Raw genomic sequence first — 15,663 nt, forward strand, 5'->3', positions numbered from 1 at the left:
ATTACAGGGGTAATTGACATTGAAGTGCTTGAGCGCCCCGGAGATGTAGCCGAGGTTCGCCGGCGAGCCGAGGACGTAGCCGTCCGCGGCCAGCACGTCCGACGCGGTCACGGCGAGCGCCGCGCGCCGCACCACCTCGACGCCCTCGATCTCGGGGTCGGTCGCCCCGGCGATCACCGCCTCGAACATCTCCTGGCAGTGCGGAGACGGCGTGTGGTGGATCACGAGGAGCACGGCCATCAGCGGGCCTTCTTCTCCATCGAGACGGCCTTTGTCATCCAGTCGCGGGCGCGGGAGCGGTCGCCCGCGTAGTCGTACGCGCGGGCGAGGCGGTAGGCGTTCACCCAGGACTCGGGCTCGGCCTCGTACTCGGCCTTGACCTGCGCGAACAGCTCGTCAGCGGCGTCCCGCTGCACGCGACCCGAGGGCATCTTCGGCAGCTCCGAGACGTCGAGGTCGCGCCCCAGCGCCTTCGCCGACGCCGCGAGCTTCTGGTGCGCGTAGCCGTTGCTGAGCACGGACCAGAGGATCCACAGACCGACCAGGCCGACCAGGACCATGCCGAAACCGAGGCCGAGGTTCGCGCCGCCGCCGCGGCGGGCGATCATCCACGCCCATGCGCCGATGAGACCGATGTACGTGAGCATCGCGACGGATAGGAACCCGATGACCAGCAGCTGGCCCAGGTTCCCCCGATCGCGGCGCTCCACGGGGCTCACAGGTCCATGAACGGCTCGATGCCCACGGTGAGGCCGGGCCGCGAGGAGATGCCGCGCACGCCGAGCAGCACGCCGGGGACGAAGGAGCTGCGGTCCAGCGAATCGTGCCGGATGGTGAGGGTCTCGCCCTGGGTGCCGAGCAGCACCTCCTGGTGCGCGACGAGGCCGGCGACGCGCACGGAGTGCACGCGGACGCCGTCGACGCGGGCGCCGCGGGCGCGGTCGAACTCCGCGGAGGTGGCGTCGGGCATCTTGCCGCGCCCGGCCTGCTCGCGCGCCTCGGCGATGAGCTCGGCGGTGCGGGTGGCGGTGCCGGACGGGGCGTCGGCCTTGTAGGGGTGGTGCAGCTCGATGATCTCGACCGAGTCGAAGAACCGGGCGGCCTGCGCCGCGAAGCGCATCGTGAGCACGGCGCCGATGGCGAAGTTCGGGGCGATGAGCACGCCGACGCCGGGCTTCTCCGCCAGCCAGCCGCGCACCGTGTCGAGCCGGTCGTCGGTGAAGCCGGTGGTGCCGACCACGGCGTGAATCCCGTTGTCGATGAGGAACTCCAGGTTGTCCATCACCGCGTCCGGGTGGGTGAAGTCGATCACCACCTGGGTGTTCGAGTCGAGGAAGCCGGTGAGCATGTCCCCCGCGTCCACGGTGGCGCTCAGCGCCAGATCGTCGGCCGCCTCCACGGCGTCCACCATTGCGCGGCCGACCTTGCCGCCGGATCCCAACACACCCACGTTCAGCATGCGCCCGACGATACCCTTGCCCGGTGACCACCCGACCGGACGTTCCCGACGAATGGATCGACCGCCTCGCCGACGTCCTCGAGGCCTTCCCCGAATGCGTCGCCGACCGCGCCTGGGTCGGCACGCGCTGGCGCGTCCGCGGCGCGACGGTGGCGCACGTCTTCGGCGGCGAGGACCAGCAGTTCCGCCTCATCTTCCGGGCCGAACCCAGCGAGGTCCCCGCGTTCGAGAATCTCGGCGACCCGTACTTCCGGGTGAACTGGGGCGAGAGCACCGTCGGCATCATCGTCGACGAGAACACCGACTGGGACGAGGTCGCCGAGCTCCTCACCGACTCGTACTGCGTGCAGGCCCCCGCGACGCTCGCGGAGCAGGTCGAGCGGCCGGAGTCCGACGGGTCCTAGGGTTGCCCCATGGACGTGACCATCCGGACCTTCGTGGACGACGCGGACGACTGCTTCGACGTCGTCCACCACGCCGCGACGGACGCCGCCACGCGGGCGCTGGCCGCACCGTCGGGCCTGATCTGGGTGGACGTGCTCGACCCGACCGAGGCCGAGTTCGCCCCCTTCGTCCAGACCATGGGACTCGACAAGCTGGCGGTGGAGGACGCGCTCACCGTTCATGAGCGCCCGAAGTCCCTGCGCTACGGCGAGATCCTGTTCGTCACTGCCTACACGGTGGCCGAGGACGGTGCCACGAGCCGACTCTCGCTGTTCCTGTTCGAGCACGGGGTGCTGACGGTGCGCCTGGGCGAGGGCTTCCCCGTCGACGACGTGGCGGAGAACATCTCCGACAACGCTGATCTGTTGCAGTACGGCCCGAAGTCGCTGGAGCTGATGCTGCTGGACGCGGTCGTCGACGGCTACACGGCGCGGGTGACCGCGGTCGACGAGCGGCTCGACGACGTGGAATCGATTCTGTTCGACGGCCGCTCGAGCGACCGGGTCTCCCAGGTCACGTTCGATCTGCACAAGCAAGTGGGCGAGCTGCGCCGCATCGTCCTACCGATGCGCGACGTGGTGGGCTCGGTGCTCCGGCGGGTGTCCGCGGCCCCCGATCTACACGATCTCCTGCCCTACGCCGAGGACGTCTACGACCACACCATGCGCGCCGCGGATTGGACGGAGGGCCTGCGCGACAACGTCGAATCCGTGCGCTCGACCAACCTGGCCCTGGTCGACAACCAGCTGAACACGGTGATGAAGAAGCTCACCAGCTGGGCGGCGATCATCGCGGTGCCGACCGCCATCACCGGCTACTTCGGCCAGAACGTGCCCTACCCGGGCTTCGGCAAGGAGTGGGGCTTCTGGCTGAGCCTCCTGATGATGCTCACCCTGGCCGGCGGCCTGTACGCGGCCTTCAAGCGCCGCGGCTGGCTCTGAACCCCGGCCACCAGTTGGCGGTGCCCGCGATCCGCATGAACGCCGGCAGCAGCACCAGCCGCACCAGGGTGGCGTCGAGCAGCACGGCGATCGCGAGGCCCACGCCCAACATCCGCATGAAGGACACCTCGGAGAAGCCGATCGCGGCGAAGACCACGGCCATGAGCAGTGCGGCGGCGGTGACCACCCGCGCGGTGCTCGCGATGCCGCGGGCCACGGCCTCGTCGTTCGCGGCGCGGTCCCGGCCGGGCGATCCCTGCCACTCCTCACGGATCCGCGAGAGCAGGAAGACCTCGTAGTCCATCGACAGCCCGAAGGCGATGCAGAACATCAGCACGGGCATGTCCGCGATGAGGTGTCCGGTCACGGTGGTCCCCAACCCGCCGAGGTGCCCCTCCTGGAAGATCCACACCATCGCGCCGAAGGTCGCCGAGAGCGAGAGCACGTTGAGCACCAGCGCCTTTAGCGGCAGCAGCACGCTGCCGGTGAGCAGGAACAGCAGTAGGAAAGTGGTGATCGCGATCGCGACGAGGACCCGCGGCACCGCACCGAGGATGGAGTCGACGGCGTCCCGGTCCGCCTGCGCCGCACCGGCGAACAGCGTCGGGGCGGGCGCGGGCACCGCGCGCAGCGCGTCCAGCTGGGTGCCGCCGTCCGCCGACCGCGGGTCGTGCTCGCTCGCCACCGTGATCAGGCGCGCGAAGCCCGCCCGGGACGTCGGATCCCCGTCGGCGACGCGGTCTCCGCGCAGCCATGTCCCGTCCGGCCCGACGACGGGGCCCGTGCCGGCGGTCCGGGACAGCTCCCGGGCGTAGTCCTCGGTGCCCGACGGTGCGCCCTCCGGCAGCAGGATCAGGACGTCTGCCGTGGGATTCGGGTGGAAGCCGGTGCGCAGGTCGTCGCCGACGGCGTGCGACGAGGCGGCGGTCGGCAGGGTCCGGTCGTCGGGGTAGCCGAGCTTCGCGCCGAGGAAGGGCGCACCGAGTGCGACCAGCAGCGCCACCACGGCGATCCCGAGCGGGACCGCTCGGCGTTGCACGGCCTTCACCGCGCGGTACCAGCGGGATTCGTCCGTCGGGCGCGGGCCGCGACCCACGCGGAGCCGATCGATGCGGTCGCCCAGCAGCGTCAGGATCGCCGGCGTCACGATCAGGGTCGCGATGGCGGTGAAGCCGACGACGACCAGGCCGGCGTAGGCGAAGGAGCGCAGGAAGTACATGGGGAACAGGACCATCGCGGCGAGGCTGAGCCCGACCGTGATCGCGGAGAACAGGACCGTGCGCCCGGCCGTCGCCATGGCGGTCACGAGCGCCTCCTCGCGGCCGCGGTCGGGCACCTCCTCGCGATACCGGCTCACCACCAGCAGCGTGTAGTCGATGGCCAGCGCCAGGCTCATGGCGGTGATGAGGTTGAGCGCGAACACGGAGACGTCGGTGACCTCCGCGACGAGCCGCAGCAGCCCGGAGGTCGCGATGATCGCCGCGACCCCCACCACGACGGGCACCGCGGCGGCGACCAGCCCGCCGAACGCCCACACGAGGACGAGGAAGGTGAGCGGCAGGGCGATCAGCTCCGCCCGCACCAGGTCCTTCCCGGACTGCTCGTTGATCTGCAGGTAGGTCATGGCCTCGCCGCCGGCCTCCACCCGCACCCCGTCGGGCGGGCTCGGCAGGCCGTCGACGATCGCGCGGGCGTGGTCGGGTGCGTCCCCGGTGCCGCCGGTCAGGTTCGCGACGACGAGGCCGGTGCGGCCGTCCGCCGACGTCAGGCGCGCCGCAGCGGCGGGATCGGTCCAGGCGGAGACGGCGGCCTGCACCGCAGGGGCGCGCCGGACCGCCTCCGCGATCGCGCGACCGTGGTCCGCGGCGGCCGCCGCCGCCTCGGGCGTCAGCGCGCGCACCGTCAGCACGAGGGACGACCCGCCGCGCCCGAAGTCGTCCTCGAGAACCTGCTGCGCGCGGGCGGATTCGGCGCTCGGGTCGGTGCTGCCGCCGCTGCGGAGCGCGCCGCCGACGCCGGCCCCGAGCCAGCCCAGCACGACGAGCAGGAGCAACGACGCCGTGAGCACCGTGCGGGGCCGCGCGGCGACGGCGCGCGTGAGCCGGGCGATCACAGCGCCGCGAGGAACGAGCGGACCTCGTCGAGGCAGCCGGCCGCACGCATCCGCTCGTCCTCGAACAGGACGAGGAAGTCCGCCATCTCGAAATCGGGGTCGTACGAGGGCATGCCGCAGACGACACCGCCGTACCGGACGGCGATGCGGATCGTGGGCGGCACCAGGTCCTCGTCGGCGCCATCGGGCCGCGGGAGCTCGCCGATGGGGACCCCGTCGACGGCGACGGGCCTGATCGGATCGGCGCGGACCGCGCCGTCCGCGAGGGCGTCGTTGTCGGCGAGGAAGCCGAGGGCGGCGCGGACCAGCGCGGCGCGCGGGTGCACGCCGTCCTCCATGCGGACGGACATGCAGCCCATCGCGAAGCGGAAGCCGGAGCGCTCGTAGAAGGCCAGCAGCGCGATCCGCAGCAGCACCGAGACCACCCCGCCGCGGTAGTCCGCCGCGATGGTGGCGCGCCCCCACTCGGCGACGTCGTCGGCCATCGCGGCGAACGCCGGGCTGAGCCGGAACATGCTGGTGGTGAACACCTCCCGCTGCCCGCTCGGGGCCGGCAGGATGATCCGGTAGCAGCCCACGATCTCGTCGGTCGGGTCGTGCCGCACGAGGAGGTGAGCGCTGTAGTCGTCGAACCGGTCCACGTCGATCGGCCGGCCGAGCCGCTCGCTGATCACTGCCCCGGGCAGCGGCGCGCCCAGCTCCGTGGAGAAGGCGTCGTACCGCAGGGCCTGTGCGCGTTCGATGTCGCGCGGGTCCTCGGCGACGAAGACCGTGAACGGGGTGCGTTCGGTCGCCGCGAAGAGCACGGTGCCCGCCGGTGTCCTCGTGGTCATGGCGACTCCTCCTGGTGCAGCGCGCGGGCGATCTCGCCCGCGCGGACGGCGACGTTGGACAGCAGCGTGGTCCCGAGACCGTGGCCCGGGAGGTCGGCGCCCTGCACGTACAGGCCGGGCACCTCGGCGCCGTCGATCACGGCGCGGTGCGTGCGGGCGACGCGCACATCGGCGGCCGGCGGCGCGATGCCGTCCAACCCGCTGAGGCCGCCGGGCCGGAATCCGGTGGCGCACACCACGGCGTCGTAGGTCGCCGCGGTCCGCTCGCCGGTGGTGAGGCGGCGCAGCTCGGTCGCGACGCCGCCGCCGGGCGCGGCGTTCGCGGCGACGACCTCGCTTGTGCGATGCACGCCCAATCGACTTGGGCCGCCGACCTTCTGCCGGTACCAGCGGTCGTACAGGTCGCGGGTCAGCGCGTGCTCGACCGCCGCGTAGTTGGTGTTGCCGTGCCGATGCAGCAGCGCCTCGCGGGCCTCCGGAGGCGCGACGGCGAACTCGTCGACCACGTCCGGGTCGAAGACCTGGTTGACGAAGGGACTCTCGTCCACGTCCGCGAGCCCGAAGCCGTGGAAGGCAAGGTCCACGCGCGCCCCCGCGTCGTGCAGGTGCAGCGCCACCTCGGCGGCGGACTGGCCGCCACCCACCACGAGGAAGCGCCCGCCCGCGACCCCGTCGGAGAGCTCGCGCTCCAGCTCACCGAGCCGCGGGACGAGGTCGATGTTGTGGAAGACGCGCCGCGGGTCGAGCCCGTCCGTCCACGCGGGGAGCACGGGCCGCAGTCCGCGGGCCACGACCACCGACCGTGCCCGGGTCACTCGTTCGTCGCCGTCGGGGCCCCGATGGGCGACGGCGAACCTCGGACCGTCGGCGCAGCGGATCAGACCCGTCACCGCTCGGCCGTACCGCACCTGATCGGCGAACGACGCGGCCGCCCAGGCCAAGTAGTCCGCGAACTCCGCCCGCTCGGGGGTGAGGACGGCGCGATTGACGAAGTCCACGAGCCGGCCCCGGGCGCCGAGGTACGCGACGAAGGAGAACGGGCTGGCCTGGTTGCGCAGCGTCACCAGGTCCTTGAGGAAGCTGATCTGCATCGACGTGCCCGGCAGCAGCATTCCCGGGTGCCACGCGAAGGCCTCGCGGCGCTCCAGGAACCGCACGGTGCCGATCCGGTCGGGCGACTCCGCGAGCGCGATCGCCAGCGCCAGGTTGGCGGGTCCGAATCCGACCCCGAGTACGTCGACGACGTCGCCGTCGTCCACCGGTTCCGTCGTGCGCATCACACCCTTCCCCACCGACGTCGGGGCGGTGCTGGGCATCCGCCTGAACGGATCGTAACCCTGCAAAGATCCTGTACACCGTACTTGATGACAGATTTTTCACGCTTTGCAGTGTGAAAAACTCCGCGCTCGTCAAGCCCCCGGAGCGCGCGGAGGCTCCATGGGTAGACGGGGGTTGTGCAAGTGCGCGACGAGGCCGGTCCACCCCGTCTGGTGCGTGGCTCCCAGGCCCTCGCCGGTGTCGCCGTCGAAGTACTCGTAGAAGGTGGGGTGCTGGGCCCAGAGCGGGTTGTCGCTGCCCTCGATCCGCCCGGCGTCGGCGGGGCGACGGGCGCCGCCACCGTCGGCCCGCGCGACGGGACGGAACAGCCCGACGAGGCCCCCGTCGATGACGTCGGCGGCCTCCTCCAGCGTGCACAGGTTGTCGGAGCCGGTGGGGATGGCGATGGTGAAGTCGTCACCGAAGTGCCGGCCGTAGGTGCGCAGCTTGTCGGCGAGCAGCACGTTCACCGGGAACCACACGGGCCCACGCCAGTTGGAGTTGCCGCCGAACATGCCGGTGGTCGACTCGCCGGGCTCGTACTGGATGGAGACGGTGTTCCCGTCCACGTCCTCGGTCACCTGTTGCTCCGTCTTGGACAGCGAGCGGATGCCGTAGGGCGCCAAGAACTCCGCCGGGTCGAACATCCGCTCCAGCACGCGGCGCAGCCGGTCGGGACCGACGAGGGACAGCAGCATCCGGCCGTCCCCGTCGCCGCCGGCCGAGGCGCCGGAGAGCACGGGCTCGACGAGCTCGGGGCGGCGGGAGCGCAGCCAGTTCAGGCGCGCCGTCACGTCGGGGCACTCCTGCGCCACCCACGCCGGCACGTCGGTGGTGCCCAGCAGCGGGAGCAGGCCCACCATGGAGCGCACCCGCATCGGGAGCGCGCTGCCGTCGGGCCGGACGAGCACGTCGTAGAAGAAGCCGTCCTCGTCGTCCCACAGCGAGAGGCTGTGCGAGCCGAAGTTGTAGGTGGCCTTGGAGATCTGCAGGAAGTGCTCGAGGAACTTGGTGGCACAGTCCTGCCACACCGGGTCGTGTCGGGAGAGCTCGATGGCGATCTTGAACATCTGCTGGCAGTAGAAGGCCATCCAGCTGGTGGCGTCGGACTGCTCGAGCCGGTAACCGGGCGGCAGCGGCGCGGACCGGTTGAAGAAGCCGATGTTGTCCATGCCGAGGAAGCCGCCCTCGAAGACGCCGGCGTCGTCGGAGCCCTTGCGGTTGACCCACCAGGAGAAGTTGAGCAGCAGCTTGGTGAAGACGCGCACGAGGAAGTCCTGGTCGCGCCAGCCGTCGATGCGGTAGACGTGCCACGCCGCCCACGCGTGCACGGGCGGGTTGACGTCGCCGAACTCCCACTCGTACGCCGGCAGTTGGCCGTTCGGGTGCATCGCCCACTCGCGGCACATGAGGACCAGCTGTTCCTTGGCGAACTCGGGGTCGACGTGGGCCAGCGGGATGCAGTGGAAGGCCAGGTCCCACGCGGCGAACCAGGGGTACTCCCACTCGTCGGGCATGGAGATCACGTCGGCCAGCGAGAAGTGCTTCCACGTGGTGTTCCGGCGGCCCGGGTCCGCCCGCTCGCGCGGCGACGGGTCCACCGCCGGATCGCCCTCCAGCCAGGACTCAACGTCGTAGCGGTAGAGCTGCTTGTTCCACAGCATGCCCGCGTAGGCGCGACGCGCGACGGCGCGGTCCTCGCCCTGCACGTCCTCGTGGATCACGGAGCCGTAGAACTCATCCGCCTCCTCGCGCCGGTCGGCGAAGACGGCGGCGAAGCCCGGGCCGAAGGTGTCCAGCGACGGCGCGGTGCGCGAGAGCCGCAGCCGCACCGTCACGCTCTCCCCCGCCGGCACGGAGGCGAAGCGGTACCAGATCGCCGCCTTGGTGCCGCGCTCCTCCGGGTTGACGGCGGCCTCGTCGCCCTGCACCACCCGCGTGGTGATCGCGTCCTTCGGATAGGGCGAGGCGTTGGCCGCGGCACCGAAGAGCTCCACGGCATCGGTCTCGTTGTCGCAGAACAGGAGCTGCGGGGAGCCCTCGGCCGCGAGGTGGTACTCGCCGAGCCACTGGTGCGTCACGCGGACCGCCTCGAGGCCGCCGGCCTGCGGCGAATGCACGCGGGTGATCTCACCGCGGCGCTCGTCGTGCCCCCACGCCCACGTGTTGCGCAGCCACAGCTGCGGCAGCAGATCGAGCGGCGCGGGCGACGGACCGTGGTTGACGGCCTCGATCTCCACGCAGATGTCGTCGGGCGCGGCCTTGGCGTACCGCACGTGCACGTCGAAGAAACGGTTGTCCGCGAGCACGCCCGTGTCGGCGAGCTCGTACTCGCGCTGCGTGCGGTCGCGGGCGGCGTTCGCGTCGCGGAGCTGCTGGTACGGGTACTCGGCCTGCGGGTACCGGTACATCCAGTGCATCCAACTGTGGGTGGGCGTCCCGTCGACGGGCCACCAGTACTCCTTGACGTCCTCGCCGTGGTTGCCCTGCGCGTTGGTCAGGCCGAACAGGCGCTCCTTGAGGATGGGGTCGTTGTGGTTCCACAGGCCGACGGCCAGGTTGAGGAAGCCGTAGCGGTCGCAGATGCCGCCGAGCCCGTCCTCGCCCCACCGGTAGGCGCGACGGTGCGCCTGGTCGAAGCCGAAGCTGGCCCACGCATCGCCGCTGCCGCTGTAGTCCTCCCGGACGGTGCCCCACTGCCGCCCCGCGAGGTACGGGCCCCAGAGGCGCCACGGACCGTCGGGGCCCGGGCTCTCCGCGAGGCGGCGGTGTTCGGCGGTGGATTCGGAGTTCTGCACCGGAGAATCCTCCTACACCGCGGGCCGCGCCGCAGGCGGTGGAGCGAGCCGAAGGCGAACGGGCCCGAACGGGCATCGCCCGTGCGCGATCAGCGCGCGGAGACCGCCTGCGCATGCATCTCCCAGAACAGGATCTCGGCGGGCTCGGTGGCAGTCGCCGTGAGGGCCCCGGTGTGGACGGTGCGCAGCGCGTCGCCCTCGGCGAGCCGGTCGTCGCCGACGACGACCGAGCCGGAGACGACGAAGAGGTGCCCGTAGGGCGCCGGCGGCAGGACGACCGACTTCCCTGCCGCCAGCCGGGCCGCGTGCAGCGCCGCGGCGTCGTTGTTGATCGCCACCGCCGGGTCGCGGCCCGCGATCCCGGAGGCGACGAGGACCAGACCGAGCCCATCGAGCGGGACGTCGGCGGTACGGTACTCGGGCTCGCCGCCGGGCTCGTTCGGCGGCAACCACATCTGGATTACCCGGGCGACCACGCCGGTGGAGCGGGGGTTCTGCTCGCGGTGATTGACCCCGCTGCCCGCGCTCATGGCCTGCACCTGGCCGGCGCGGACCAGGCCCGTCTCGCCGGACGAATCGTCGTGGTGCACCTCGCCCGCGATCACCCAGGTGACGATCTCGGCGTCGCGGTGGAAGTGCCGGTCGACACCCGAGCCGGGGTCGATGAGGTCGTCGTTGTGCACGAGCAGCTGCCCGTGCGCGTTCTCACCCAGATCGAAGTTGCCGGTGAAGGGCATCGACTGCCGCGTGTAGATCCCCTCGCCGCGCCAGTGCGTGCGGTCGGCGGCCGGGACGATCCTGCTCTCACTCACCACGACAGCCTAGGCCGGTGCCGCCGTCAGACTCCGGCGGGCAGCCCCGCCCCCGAGGGAGAGACGAGGATCTTCACCGCGGTCTCGTTGTGGTGCAGGAGCGTGTCGTAGCCGACGGTGACCAGGTCGTCGAGGCCGATCCTGCCGGTGATGAACGGCGCCAGGTCGACGGTGCCGCTCTCGACCAGCGCGATCGTCTCGGCGTGGTTGTTCACATAGGCGATAGTGCCGCGCATGTCGATCTCCTTGAGCACCAGCTTCTGCATGTCGACGCTGCCGGGGTGGCCCCAGATGGAGACGACGACGAGCACGGCCTGCGGCCGCAGCGCGTCGAAGAGGGTGTCGAGGGCGGGCTGCACCGAGGTGCACTCGAAGCCGACGTCGGCGCCGCGACCGTCGGTGAGGCCGCGCACGGCCTCGACCACGTCGACCTGCGCGGGGTCGAAGACGTGGTCGGCGACGCCGGTCTCCGCGGCCCGGCTGCGGCGCAGGGAGCTGGGCTCGCTGATCGCGACGGTCAGCCCCTTCGCCTTGCACACCGCGGCGGTCAGCAGTCCGATCGGCCCGGCGCCGGTGATGAGGGCGAAGGCGCCGGCGCCCGCACCGGAGCGCTGCAGCGCGTGGTAACCGACGGCGAGCGGCTCGATGAGCGCCGCCTGGTCCAGCGGCACGTCCTTCGAGACCCGGTGCACCCAGCGGCGCTGCACGACGATGCGCTCCGAGAGCCCACCGCCGCGGCCGCCGAGGCCGATGAAGTTCATGTTCGGCGAGAGGTGGTAGTCGGTGCTGTCCGGCCCGGTGTCCACGTCGTCGGCGATGATGTACGGCTCCACCACCACGTGATCGCCCACCTGCAGGTCGTCGACGCCGGCGCCGACGGCCGCGACGACGCCGGACATCTCGTGCCCGATCGTCAGCGGCGCGGCCTCGCCGCTCACCGGATTCGGGTGGCCGCACGGCGGCACGAAGATCGGGCCGTCCACGTACTCGTGCAGGTCGGTGCCGCAGATCCCGCACCACGCGATGTCGATGGCGACGGTGCCGTCCGTCACCTCGGGCGCGGGGACGTCCTCGATCCGGACGTCGTTGCGGTCGTAGTAGCGCGCTGCTCGCATGGGATTCCTCCGGTCGTGGACGTGTGACCCGTCCCACAGTCGCCGCGGTCCGGCCGCCCCGTCGATCGTTGCAGCGGGTTGCAGCCTAGAGCGGCGCCGAACCGCGGACGTGCTCGAAGACGAGGGAGGTGTTGGTGCCGGCGACCTCCTCGCGGGCGCTGAGGTACTCGACGAGGTGCCGCAGGTCGTCGGTGTCGACGGCCGCGATGTGCAGGAGGTAGTCGTCGCCGCCGGCGAGGAAGTACGCGTCTATGACGGGCGGCAGGTCGATCACGGACTCCACGAACTGCCGGATCCGGTGCCGGGCGGTCGAGCGCAGCGTCACGGAGATCATGGCGCGCAGCGGCCGGCCGACGGCCGCGGGATCGACGTCTGCGTAGAAGCCGCGGATCACGCCCGCGTCGGTGAGTCGCCGGACCCGGGTGTGCACCGTGGACGGGGCCAGGCCGACCTCCTCCGCGAGGGCGGCGTTCGAGACGCGTCCGTCCCGCTGGAGCACGAGCAGGATCCGCCGGTCGGCGTCGTCGAGCAGCGGTCGACGATCGTTCGACGATGGTGGGCGATACGCCGTTCTCACAGAATGTACGTCAGCCACGTCTCGACCTTTCAGAATCTTCTTCCGTGCCCTTGATCAGTTCTCGATGTTTCTTCAGACTATGTGACACAAGCCACCCGCCGGACAGGAGCATACGATGCGCGTCGGAATCCCCACCGAGATCAAGAACAACGAGTACCGCGTGGCGATCACGCCCGGCGGCGTCGCCGAGCTGACCCGCCGCGGCCACGACGTGCTGATCGAGGACGGCGCGGGCGTCGGATCGGCGATCGCCAACGAGGACTTCACCGCGGCGGGCGCCCGCATCGTGCCGACGGCGGACGACGTCTGGGGCGAGGCCGACCTGCTGCTCAAGGTCAAGGAGCCCATCGAGGCGGAGTACGCCCGGATGCGCGCCGACCAGACGATCTTCACCTACCTGCACCTGGCCGCCTCGCGGCCGTGCACCGATGCGCTCCTGTCCTCGAAGACCACGTCGATCGCGTACGAGACGGTCCAGCTCCCCGACGGCTCGCTCCCGCTGCTCGCCCCGATGTCCGAGGTGGCGGGCCGCCTCGCGCCGCAGGTCGGCAGCTACCACCTGATGCGCTCCAAGGGCGGCCGCGGCGTGCTCATGGGCGGCGTCCCCGGCACCGCGCCCGCGAAGGTCACGGTGCTCGGCGGCGGCGTCTCCGGCATCAACGCGGCGCAGATCGCCGCGGGTATGGGCGCCGACGTCACCGTCTTCGACCTGGACGTGCGCAAGATGCGCGCCGTCAACGCCCAGTTCGGTGGCCGCGTGCACACCAGCTACTCCACCTCGCTCGCGCTCGAGGAGGCCGTCGTCGAGTCGGACCTGGTCATCGGCGCCGTGCTGATCCCGGGCGCCGCGGCGCCGAAGCTGGTCTCCACGGACCTGGTGCACCGCATGCGCCCCGGCGCCGTGCTCGTCGACATCGCCATCGACCAGGGCGGCTGCTTCGCCGACTCGCACCCCACCACGCACGACGACCCGACCTTCACCGTCGGCGAGACCGTCTTCTACTGCGTCGCCAACATGCCCGGCGCCGTGCCCCGCACGTCCACCTTCGCGCTGACCGGCGCCACCCTGCCCTACGTGCTGCGCCTCGCGGACAAGGGCTGGAAGACCGCGTGCGCCGAGGACGCCGCCCTGGCCGCGGGCCTGTCGACGCACGACGGCGTGCTCCTCAACGCGGGAGTCGGAGAGGCCCTGGGCATCGAGTCGAAGGCGCCCGAGGCCGTCCTCGCCTGAGCCGCGACGTCACCCGCGCCGGTTCACCATTCGCCGGCGTCGAGGTACTGCGCGAGGTTGGCCATGCGGCGCTGCACCGCGGCCACCTCGCGCACGCACTGCTCGAGGAGCCCGCGATCCAGGGAGGACATCCGCCGGATGGACAGGACGTCCCCGGGCGCGCGCCCGGCGCCCATCTGCTGCACCTGATGCTCCAAGCGGAGGCGCTCGAGGATCGAGAAGGCCTCGCGCAGCACCTCGGCGGAATCGTCCGGCAGCACGGGCGAATCCGCGCCCGCGGCGAGCCGGTTGCGGGTCTGCAGCTTGGTCGAGCCGCGGCTCAGCGCCGCCCAGCGCGCGATGTTCACCACCGGCACCAGGGCGTGCGCCTTGATGTCGAAGGTGCCGCCCCGCAGGGAGATCACGTCGCGCACGGAGCGCAGCCGCGCCTTCGCCGTGAGGGCCTCGCGCAACATCAGGATGAAGGCACGGGGATGCTCCGAAAGATGCTGATAGACACCGGCCACCGGTTGCAGAGTCAGGTCGCCCCACACGGGGCGGCCGTCCACCAGCAGCGAGGCCATCATCATCGCGTTGTTCGAGAGCGGCGCGTCGATCCACTCACCGGCGGCGTACAACCACTCCGACTCGGTGCGGCAGAAGCGGGGCTGCGCGGCGACGGCGCCGTTGGTGTCCGACGGGATGCCGCACTCCTCGAGCCGCGTGTGGACCGCGGCGGCCAGGGCAAGGGCGGCGGACCGTCGGACCTCGATCTCCTCCGCGGACGCGCCGGGCAGGTCCTTGAGGATGATCGCGCTGTCGACGTCCGAGCTGGGCACCACCTCGCGGCGCGAGACGCTGCCGAGGGAGAGCCAGGTGAAGTCGCCCTCCCGGAGCCCCGTGTGCACCGGCAGCTCGAGCTCGATGCAGCGGCGGACCATCGCCTCGATCGCCACGGCCGCGACGCCCGAGATGTGCCGGACCGGCGCCTGCTGGCCCCACAGCACGGGGAAGATCTCGCGGATCGTCGCACCGATCTCGGGCAGCTCCGCCGCCTCCGCGCGCTCGATCCGCCGCTGCAGCGCGAACGTGGACGTCGTGGGCACCGTGAGGAAGTCGACGTCCTGGACGACGCCCCGCACGGCCGCGTGCTCGTCCAGCACCGCCATGTAGTGGAGCTTGCGGTCGAGCATCTCGATCAGCACGTCGGACGAGAGCGCGGACTCCGGGACGGCTGCCAGCGGCGCCGTCATCACCGCCGTCACTGGGTCGGTCACCGGCCGCCCCACGGAGATCACCCGCGCCCGCAGGTCGTGATCGGTGACGATGCCGAGCGGCTCGCGGGCGGCGTTCTCGACCAGGATGTAGCCCGACTTCGCGGCCGTCATCGCCGTGGCGGCCTCCTGGACGGTGACGGTGGGCGGGCAGACGACGGGTGGGCGGCGCACGATCTCGCCCGCCGTGCGCTCGCGGATCTCGTCCGCGGAGACGGCCGTGGTCGGCTTGGCGAGCTCGGTCGCCAGGAACGCCGCGCCCGCGGGAGTGGAGAACATGTCGCCGACGGCCCAGGCCGGCAGGCGCAGCAGCGTGACCTCCGAGAGGGCGACGGCGCGGGGCCCACCCTTCGCACCCACGAGGATGACCACGTAGCCGAACACCCCGCCCGGGCCGACCACCTCGTCGACGTCACCCACGTCGGTCGGCGAAACCGCCGGGAAGTTCCACACCCCGACCCGGCCGGCGAGCACCACGAAGGCGTGGTCGGGCGAAGCGGACAAACCGTCCAGGATCGTCGCGCCCTCGGCGAACTCGCTGATCGACGATTCGGCCGCCAGACGTGCGCGAACGTCGTCGGGCAGGCCGTCGAAGGGCGCGTGTCCGGAGAGGAAGGCGAACAGCTCCCCGAGGTCCGAGAAGTCGGTCATGGACCTATGTTTACACGTCGGCGGCGATCGACATCCCCAAGTCATCTCTCGGTAACGCGTCCGCGGAAGCGTTGCGAGGTCTACATTCCCATCCAGCGCACAACCCCATGCGCACCGAT

General features: G+C 71.5%; 13 protein-coding genes and 1 pseudogene. 3 read left to right on the plus strand and 11 right to left on the minus strand.

The annotated features are described in order from the left end of the window. Positions 1 to 9: 9 nt before the first annotated feature. From ACLQ3K_RS24985 to dapB, 3 genes and pseudogenes are all read right to left on the minus strand, one after another. Positions 10 to 240 (minus strand): annotated as a pseudogene (locus ACLQ3K_RS24985) (flavodoxin family protein); the annotation flags it as partial. Next, positions 240 to 719, minus strand: coding sequence for a hypothetical protein (locus ACLQ3K_RS24990; protein WP_224650583.1), 480 nt, complete (start codon positions 717 to 719; stop codon positions 240 to 242). The pseudogene ACLQ3K_RS24985 and the gene ACLQ3K_RS24990, both read right to left, overlap by 1 nt. Next, a complete protein-coding gene (dapB, locus tag ACLQ3K_RS24995; RefSeq protein WP_224650585.1) occupies positions 716 to 1,459 on the minus strand; it encodes a 4-hydroxy-tetrahydrodipicolinate reductase in 744 nt (247 codons plus the stop codon). Before dapB ends, ACLQ3K_RS24990 begins: the two co-directional genes overlap by 4 nt. A gap of 23 nt (positions 1,460 to 1,482) precedes the next feature. On the opposite strand from dapB, the gene ACLQ3K_RS25000 reads away from it, so the two are divergent. Together ACLQ3K_RS25000 and ACLQ3K_RS25005 are read left to right on the plus strand one after the other, a co-directional pair. Then, positions 1,483 to 1,863: an MmcQ/YjbR family DNA-binding protein gene (locus ACLQ3K_RS25000; RefSeq protein ID WP_224650587.1), complete on the plus strand. Its 381-nt coding sequence runs from the start codon at positions 1,483 to 1,485 to the stop codon at positions 1,861 to 1,863. A 9-nt stretch (positions 1,864 to 1,872) separates the two neighbouring features. Next, positions 1,873 to 2,844, plus strand: coding sequence for a magnesium transporter CorA family protein (locus ACLQ3K_RS25005; RefSeq protein ID WP_224650590.1), 972 nt, complete (start codon positions 1,873 to 1,875; stop codon positions 2,842 to 2,844). On the opposite strand, the gene ACLQ3K_RS25010 is transcribed toward ACLQ3K_RS25005, so the two are convergent. From ACLQ3K_RS25010 to ACLQ3K_RS25040, 7 genes are all read right to left on the minus strand, one after another. Beyond that, positions 2,822 to 4,957 carry an MMPL family transporter gene (locus tag ACLQ3K_RS25010; protein ID WP_426002112.1) on the minus strand — a complete coding sequence of 712 codons (2,136 nt, stop codon included), beginning with the start codon at positions 4,955 to 4,957 and terminating at the stop codon, positions 2,822 to 2,824. The two genes, ACLQ3K_RS25005 and ACLQ3K_RS25010, sit on opposite strands and share 23 nt — an antisense overlap. Next, on the minus strand, positions 4,954 to 5,790 hold the full coding sequence (locus ACLQ3K_RS25015; RefSeq protein ID WP_224650596.1) for a GNAT family N-acetyltransferase: 837 nt from the start codon (positions 5,788 to 5,790) through the stop codon (positions 4,954 to 4,956). Before ACLQ3K_RS25015 ends, ACLQ3K_RS25010 begins: the two co-directional genes overlap by 4 nt. Next, positions 5,787 to 7,106, minus strand: a complete 1,320-nt coding sequence (locus tag ACLQ3K_RS25020; protein ID WP_426002113.1) for a SidA/IucD/PvdA family monooxygenase — start codon at positions 7,104 to 7,106, stop codon at positions 5,787 to 5,789. The genes ACLQ3K_RS25015 and ACLQ3K_RS25020 overlap by 4 nt, the downstream gene beginning before the upstream one ends. Before the next feature lie 93 nt (positions 7,107 to 7,199). Next, positions 7,200 to 9,905 carry an MGH1-like glycoside hydrolase domain-containing protein gene (locus ACLQ3K_RS25025; protein ID WP_426002114.1) on the minus strand — a complete coding sequence of 902 codons (2,706 nt, stop codon included), beginning with the start codon at positions 9,903 to 9,905 and terminating at the stop codon, positions 7,200 to 7,202. Positions 9,906 to 9,994: 89 nt separating this feature from the next. Then, a complete protein-coding gene (locus tag ACLQ3K_RS25030; RefSeq protein ID WP_426002115.1) occupies positions 9,995 to 10,717 on the minus strand; it encodes a pirin family protein in 723 nt (240 codons plus the stop codon). Between the two features lie 26 nt (positions 10,718 to 10,743). Next, positions 10,744 to 11,832: a 2,3-butanediol dehydrogenase gene (locus tag ACLQ3K_RS25035; protein ID WP_426002116.1), complete on the minus strand. Its 1,089-nt coding sequence runs from the start codon at positions 11,830 to 11,832 to the stop codon at positions 10,744 to 10,746. 85 nt (positions 11,833 to 11,917) lie between these two features. Continuing rightward, a complete protein-coding gene (locus tag ACLQ3K_RS25040; RefSeq protein ID WP_426002117.1) occupies positions 11,918 to 12,409 on the minus strand; it encodes an Lrp/AsnC family transcriptional regulator in 492 nt (163 codons plus the stop codon). A 115-nt stretch (positions 12,410 to 12,524) separates the two neighbouring features. Here ACLQ3K_RS25040 and ald point away from each other — a divergent pair, with 115 nt between their 5' ends. After that, positions 12,525 to 13,640: an alanine dehydrogenase gene (gene ald / locus ACLQ3K_RS25045; RefSeq protein WP_426002118.1), complete on the plus strand. Its 1,116-nt coding sequence runs from the start codon at positions 12,525 to 12,527 to the stop codon at positions 13,638 to 13,640. Positions 13,641 to 13,663: 23 nt separating this feature from the next. Here the strand turns inward: ald and ACLQ3K_RS25050 are convergent, their stop codons facing one another. Continuing rightward, a complete protein-coding gene (locus ACLQ3K_RS25050) occupies positions 13,664 to 15,544 on the minus strand; it encodes a putative nucleotidyltransferase substrate binding domain-containing protein (RefSeq protein WP_426002119.1) in 1,881 nt (626 codons plus the stop codon). Between the last annotated feature and the right edge of the window lie 119 nt (positions 15,545 to 15,663).

This window comes from Tsukamurella sp. DT100 (assembly GCF_049844855.1).
In the GTDB taxonomy this organism is placed as follows: Bacteria; Actinomycetota; Actinomycetes; order Mycobacteriales; family Mycobacteriaceae; genus Tsukamurella.